The 5931-nt window shown below is 66.7% G+C and carries 7 protein-coding genes; 3 read left to right on the top strand and 4 right to left on the bottom strand.

Translation table 11 applies throughout. The features are described from left to right. Positions 1 to 38: 38 nt before the first annotated feature. Genes ispF through A2J02_RS22340 form a run of 3 tightly spaced genes read right to left on the bottom strand, consistent with a single transcriptional unit; the run spans position 39 to position 1667 of the window. Positions 39 to 503 carry a 2-C-methyl-D-erythritol 2,4-cyclodiphosphate synthase gene (ispF, locus tag A2J02_RS22350; protein WP_068053754.1) on the bottom strand — a complete coding sequence of 155 codons (465 nt, stop codon included), beginning with the start codon at positions 501 to 503 and terminating at the stop codon, positions 39 to 41. Next, on the bottom strand, positions 500 to 1177 hold the full coding sequence (gene ispD / locus A2J02_RS22345; RefSeq protein WP_068053751.1) for a 2-C-methyl-D-erythritol 4-phosphate cytidylyltransferase: 678 nt from the start codon (positions 1175 to 1177) through the stop codon (positions 500 to 502). Before ispD ends, ispF begins: the two co-directional genes overlap by 4 nt. Before the next feature lies 1 nt (position 1178). Beyond that, the gene (locus A2J02_RS22340; protein WP_027494344.1) at positions 1179 to 1667 is read right to left on the bottom strand and encodes a CarD family transcriptional regulator; all 489 of its coding nucleotides are present in this window, start codon (positions 1665 to 1667) and stop codon (positions 1179 to 1181) included. Between the two features lie 288 nt (positions 1668 to 1955). Here A2J02_RS22340 and A2J02_RS22335 point away from each other — a divergent pair, with 288 nt between their 5' ends. From A2J02_RS22335 to disA, 3 genes are all read left to right on the top strand, one after another. Then, the gene (locus tag A2J02_RS22335) at positions 1956 to 2564 is read left to right on the top strand and encodes a hypothetical protein (protein WP_068053749.1); all 609 of its coding nucleotides are present in this window, start codon (positions 1956 to 1958) and stop codon (positions 2562 to 2564) included. Between the two features lie 43 nt (positions 2565 to 2607). Continuing rightward, positions 2608 to 4005, top strand: a complete 1398-nt coding sequence (gene radA, locus A2J02_RS22330; RefSeq protein ID WP_068053746.1) for a DNA repair protein RadA — start codon at positions 2608 to 2610, stop codon at positions 4003 to 4005. Between the two features lie 156 nt (positions 4006 to 4161). Next, positions 4162 to 5247, top strand: coding sequence for a DNA integrity scanning diadenylate cyclase DisA (gene disA / locus A2J02_RS22325; RefSeq protein WP_068053740.1), 1086 nt, complete (start codon positions 4162 to 4164; stop codon positions 5245 to 5247). Here the strand turns inward: disA and A2J02_RS28440 are convergent. Beyond that, a partial coding sequence (locus A2J02_RS28440; protein ID WP_068053739.1) for an SCO6745 family protein occupies positions 5244 to 5931 on the bottom strand: 688 nt, incomplete at its 5' end. The genes disA and A2J02_RS28440 overlap by 4 nt on opposite strands.

Below are 5931 nucleotides of genomic sequence, written 5' to 3'. Positions count from 1 at the left end.
TAGGTGAAGGGTCACGACCAGCAATGCTACCGGTGGTTTTACCTCGTCATGACAAGTGCGGTCGCGATGGCCGCGATTCCTTCGCCCCGACCGGTCAGCCCGAGCCCGTCGGTGGTGGTTGCAGACACCGATATCGGCGCTCCGAGTACCCGCGAGAGGACTTCCTGGGCCTCGGCGCGGCGCGGTCCGATCTTGGGCCTGTTGCCGATGATCTGCACCGCAGCGTTGCCGATCGCGAATCCATCGGCGTCGAGCAGGCGTTTGACCTCGGTCAACATGGCAGCTCCGCTGACCCCGTCCCATTCCGGACGCCCCGTCCCGAACACCGATCCGAGATCGCCCAGTCCGGCCGCGGACAGCAACGCGTCGCACAGGGCGTGGGAGGCGACATCGCCGTCGGAATGCCCGTCGAGTCCGTCCGCGTCGTCGAACAGCAATCCGGCCAGCCAGCAGGGCCGGCCGGGGGCGATGGGGTGCACATCGGTACCGATGCCGACTCTCATGAATCGCCTCTCGTCAGGGCCTCGGCCAGCAGCAGGTCGAGGGGGGTGGTGATCTTGAACGCGAGGGCGTCACCGACGATGGTGTGCACGGTCTCGCCGATGCGCTCGACCAGGCCCGCGTCGTCGGTGGAGATGTCGGAGGTCGCGTCGTACGCGCGGCGCAGGACGTCGGCGTCGAACCCCTGCGGGGTCTGTACCGACCGCAGGCTCGCACGGTCCGGGGTACCCACCACTGCGCCCATGATGTCGACTTCCTTGACGGTGTCGACGACCGGGAGAACCGGGATGACGGCGGAGCGGCCGGCGCGCACCTCGGCCACGACACGGGCGATCAGCGTCGGTGGGGTGAGGGCGCGGGCGGCATCGTGGACGAGCACGACGGCTGCGTCGCCGACGGCGGCGAGACCGGCGCGCACCGAATCGGTGCGTTCGAGGCCTCCGGCAACAACGGTGACGTCGCCGCCGACATGACGGCGGGCCGCGTCGAGCAGCTCGGCCGGCACGATGACGACGATGCGGTCGACGGCACTCGAGGCCCGGAGGCCGTCGACGGACCGCGCCAGGAGAGAGTCCGTACCCAGACAGACGAATGCCTTCGGCTCGTCGTATCCGAGCCGAAGGCCTTTGCCTGCAGCGGGTACCAGGGCGACGACGTCGCCGGAAGTACCGTTCACTCTATGAAGCTGTGGCGAGAACTTCGTCGAGCATGGTGTCGGCCTTGGCCTGGTCGGTTCCTTCGGCCAGTGCCAACTCGCCGACCAGAATCTGCCGTGCCTTGGCGAGCATGCGCTTCTCGCCTGCCGACAGTCCGCGGTCCTGCTCGCGCCGCCAGAGATCACGGACGACCTCGGCAACCTTGTTCACGTCACCGGAAGCGAGCTTCTCCAGGTTGGCCTTGTAGCGGCGCGACCAGTTGGTGGGCTCTTCGGTGTGCGGCGCGCGGAGCACCTGAAAGACTTTGTCGAGACCTTCTTGCCCGACGACGTCGCGAACGCCTACGTACTCTGCGTTGTCCGCGGGAACTCGAACGGTGAGGTCGCCTTGCGCGACCTTGAGAACCAGATACTCTCTCGGTTCACCCTTGATGGTGCGTGTCTCTATCGCTTCGATCAGCGCCGCTCCGTGATGGGGGTAAACGACGGTGTCTCCGACCTTGAAAATCATGTGACAAGTGCCCCTTTCGATTTATCCAGAATACCACGGCCCATATCAACGGTGCAGGTCAGGGGCATAGCGGTGCCGAATCAGGGGTTGACACAGAGGATTCGACGTGTATCCGACGCCACATTTTCGGTCGGTTCGATCCACTGTCTCCACTCCCGACAGGCACCCTCACCTGGCGTCATCGGGCCGTCGGCAGACCCCACGAGCGGCCGGTGGACCAGAACTACTACTCTGCCTAGTGGACGAGAAGGACCGAGCCGGCCCGGCACCACATGGAGGACGACCGAAGTGACTGCAATCGACGCTGCGACACCGCTTGGCCGCCATCGCAGGACGGCCGCCGCCCTCGCTCTTCTCGCCGGTGGCGCGCTCGCCCTCACCGCGTGCGGCGCAGGTCAGATCTCCCAGACGGCCACTCAGGTCGCCGCGGTCAACGGTAACTCCGCCGACGTCGGAGACATCCAGCTCCGCAACGTGCACGTGGTGTACCCCACCTCCGAGGAGTACAGCATCGAGCCCGGCGGCACCGTCGAGCTCGGCTTCACGGCCATCAACGCCAACACGAGTGTGGCCGACGAGCTGACCGGCATCTCCTCCCCCGAGGCACAGGTCACCATCGTCGACGAGGCGGAAGCGGGCAGCAACGAGATCGCTCCGCAGACCGCGCTCGGCGCAGGTTCGCCCGCAGACGTTCAGCTCGACGATCCACTGCTGCCGATCCAGCTGATCAAGGTCGAGATGGCCGACATCTCCGAGAACGTTCGACCGGGCCTGACACTGCCGGTCACGTTCGAGTTCGCGAACGCGGGCGAGGTCGTCGTCAACGTTCCTGTCGACGCCGGTATCGAGCTCGAGCGCGACCCGTCCGCGGTCACCGAGCACAGCGAAGGCGAATAGCCGCCGCTCCGACCCTGTCGGTGCCGATCGTTAGGCTGCCGACGTGGTCAAACTGAAGTCGAGCTACCGCTGCTCTGCGTGCCGTCACTCGGTCTCGAAGTGGGTCGGTCGCTGTCCCGAATGCGGTGACTGGGGCTCGATGGAAGAGGTCCAGGCCACTGCGGCTCCGCTCGCGACGCGGGCAGGCGCATCGTCCCTTCGTTCGGGCGGCGGAGCCATGATTCCCAGCACGCCCGCTGCGGCTCTGACGACCATCAGCAGTGCCACCTCGCAGGCCAACACCACCGGGATCGACGAGTTCGATCGCGTGCTCGGTGGCGGCCTCGTTCCCGGTTCGGTCGTCCTCCTTGCCGGCGAACCCGGAGTCGGCAAATCGACGCTGCTGCTCGAGGTGGTGCACCGATGGGCCCGCTCGGCACCGGATCGACGCGCGCTCTACGTCACGGGCGAGGAGTCGGCGGGGCAGGTACGGTTGCGTGCCGATCGCACCGGCGCGGTACACGAACGCGTCTTCCTCGCCGCCGAATCCGACCTCGCCACCGTCTTCGGCCACGTGGAGCAGGTCAAGCCCAGCCTGCTGATCGTCGATTCGGTCCAGACGATGCTCGCTGCGGACGTCGACGGTGTCATCGGCGGCGTCACCCAGGTTCGCGCCATCACCAGCGCGTTGACCACGTTGGCCAAGACCACCGGCGTCGCGGTACTGCTCGTCGGGCACGTCACCAAGGAAGGCGCGGTGGCCGGTCCGCGATCTCTCGAGCATCTCGTCGACGTGGTGCTCAACTTCGAGGGCGACAAGCACTCCACACTGCGGATGATTCGGGGCGTCAAGAACCGGTTCGGGGCCTCCGACGAGGTGGGTTGCTTCGAGCTCCGCGAGACCGGCATCGTCGGCATCAGTGATCCGTCCGGGTTGTTCCTGCATCATCGGAACGACGCCGTGCCCGGCACCGCCGTCACCGTCACGATGGACGGCAAACGGCCGCTGTTGGCCGAGCTGCAAGCGCTGATCGTCGACACCACGATGCCGTCGCCCCGGCGCGCGGTCAGCGGGCTCGATCACGCCCGCGTGGCGATGATCCTGGCCGTGCTGGAACGTCGATGCGGCGTCAAGGTGTCCAAGGCGGAGGTCTACGCGGCGACGGTCGGCGGGATGCGCACCAGCGAACCGTCCGCCGATCTCGCGCTCGCCGCGGCGGTGGCCTCGGCGGTTCGCGATCAACCACTTCCCGCGGGCATGGTGATTCTGGGCGAAGTCGGCCTGGCCGGAGAGGTGCGCCGCGTCGCCGGGCTGGGTCGCCGTCTCGCCGAGGCCGCCCGATTGGGGTTCAACTACGCCATCGTCCCCGAGGACGCAGGTCCCATACCCGACGGCATCAAGGTCAAGACCGTCACCAACGTCGGCGAGGCGTTGACCTACACGCGTATGCGGCCCGTATGACACCGGGCGGTATTCTTTGTCCGACCGCCCGCATGTAGCAGCGCAGTATCCTTTGCCTGGCTGCCTGCACGTGGCAGCGCAGTACTCTTTGTTTCGCACGCACAGAAATTCGCAGCCCGCGCCGTAGCCGCTGCCAAGACACGAGGGGGTTGGCCGATGGAGGGCACCACGCCGTCCCCAGCGTTGCGCGAGACGATCGCCCGGCTCGCACCGGGAACCGCACTGCGCGACGGTCTCGAGCGAATCCTTCGCGGCCGCACCGGCGGGTTGATCGTCCTCGGCTACGACGACGAGGTCGAGGCGATCTGCGACGGCGGGTTCGAGCTCGATGTCGAGTTCGCCCCCACCCGGCTTCGCGAACTGTCGAAAATGGATGGCGCAGTAGTGCTTTCGACCGACGGCAAGCGCATCGTCCGATCCAACGTCCAGCTGGTCCCCGACCACAAGATTCCCACCGTCGAATCCGGTACCCGGCACCGCGCCGCCGAGCGAACCGCCATGCAGACCGGCTATCCCGTCGTCTCGGTGAGCCAGTCGATGAGCATCGTCAGCGTCTACATCGGTGGCATCCGGCACGTCGTGGAAGGCTCGGCAACCATTCTCTCGCGCGCCAATCAGGCCGTCGCGACTCTCGAACGCTACAAGGCCCGGCTCGACGACAACACCCGTCAACTCTCCGTGGTGGAGATCGAGGACTTCGTGACACTGCGCGACGCCCTCACCGTCGCGCAGCGCCTCGAGATGGTGCGGCGAGTGTCGGTGGAGATCGAGCAGAACGTCCTCGAACTCGGCACCGACGGCCGCCAGCTCGCTCTTCAGCTCGAAGAGTTGTTGGGCGACAACGACGTCGATCGCCAACTGATCGTGCGTGATTACCTGGCCGGCAACGAACCGTCGAGCACCACCGGAGTGGAGAAGGCGCTCGCCGCACTGGACAAGTTGACCGACGTCGATCTGCTGGATCTGACGACGCTGGCCCGCGCTTTCGGATATCCCGCGACCATAGAGGCCCTCGACACCCCGATGAGTCCCCGTGGGTACCGGGTACTCACCCGAGTTCCGCGGTTGCAGTTCAGCCAGATTCACCGACTGGTCGGCGCGTTCGGCACTCTGCAGGGGTTGCTCGCGGCCACCGCAGCCGACCTGCAGTCCGTCGACGGTATCGGTGGACTCTGGGCTCGCCACATCCGCGAAGGCCTGTCCAGACTGGCCGAGGCCTCGATCTCGGGACCCTACGACTAGGACGCCTTCTGCGTTCCGGGGAGGAAGCCTGCGTCGATCACGGCCTTCACGTACGGTCGTGCGCTGGTGATCAACTGATCGGCGTCCTCGACGTCTCGCCATACGGCCGACGCCATCACGTCGGTCCTATCCTCGATGTGCCGATCGAGAGCGAGTCCGTCCTCGGTCAACGTCTCGCCGTCCGCCGAAGTGGTGAGCAATCCGCGAGTGGCGAGTCGTTCTGCAGCAGAGCCCCATTCGCTCTCGGACCACTGCCGGGTCAGCTGCGTGATGCGCTTGCCGAGTGCTCGACGGCCGGGCTGCGGGGTCGTGCGGTCGGCCTCGTGGAAGACGGCGGCTTCCGTCGGGTCGAGTTCTGCGTCGATCAAGGCGGCGAGGTGACCGTCGCCGCGCCACTCGCGTAGGACGGTGATCGAGTGCCAGAGCGCGAGATGCGGTACGTCGGGGTGCTCGGCCGCATGCCACGCTGCTGCGAGTGGCCGACCGGCGAACGAGGCTGCGTCGCCGATGACGCGGAGACGATCTGCGAGCGTGGTCAGGCCGGGGTCGGCGGCAAGCGAACCCAGCGCGGTGCCGAGGACGGAATCGAGCAGTGTCCACCGGCGATTCGACACCGAGTCCAAACCGACGGCAACAGCGGCAGGCCAGGCGCGTTCGATGAGCACCGGGTTGAAGTTGTAGAAC

Source organism: Rhodococcus sp. EPR-147 (assembly GCF_001647185.1).
Taxonomy (GTDB): domain Bacteria; phylum Actinomycetota; class Actinomycetes; order Mycobacteriales; family Mycobacteriaceae; genus Rhodococcoides.
This window is presented reverse-complemented; position numbering and strand designations above follow the sequence as displayed.

Bases quoted from the DNA above. Each gene is read 5' to 3' on its own strand.
- ispF (WP_068053754.1), bottom strand. From the start codon at position 503: ATGAGAGTCGGCATCGGTACCGATGTGCACCCCATCGCCCCCGGCCGG.
- A2J02_RS22340 (WP_027494344.1), bottom strand. From the start codon at position 1,667: ATGATTTTCAAGGTCGGAGACACCGTCGTTTACCCCCATCACGGAGCG.
- disA (WP_068053740.1), top strand. From the start codon at position 4,162: ATGGAGGGCACCACGCCGTCCCCAGCGTTGCGCGAGACGATCGCCCGG.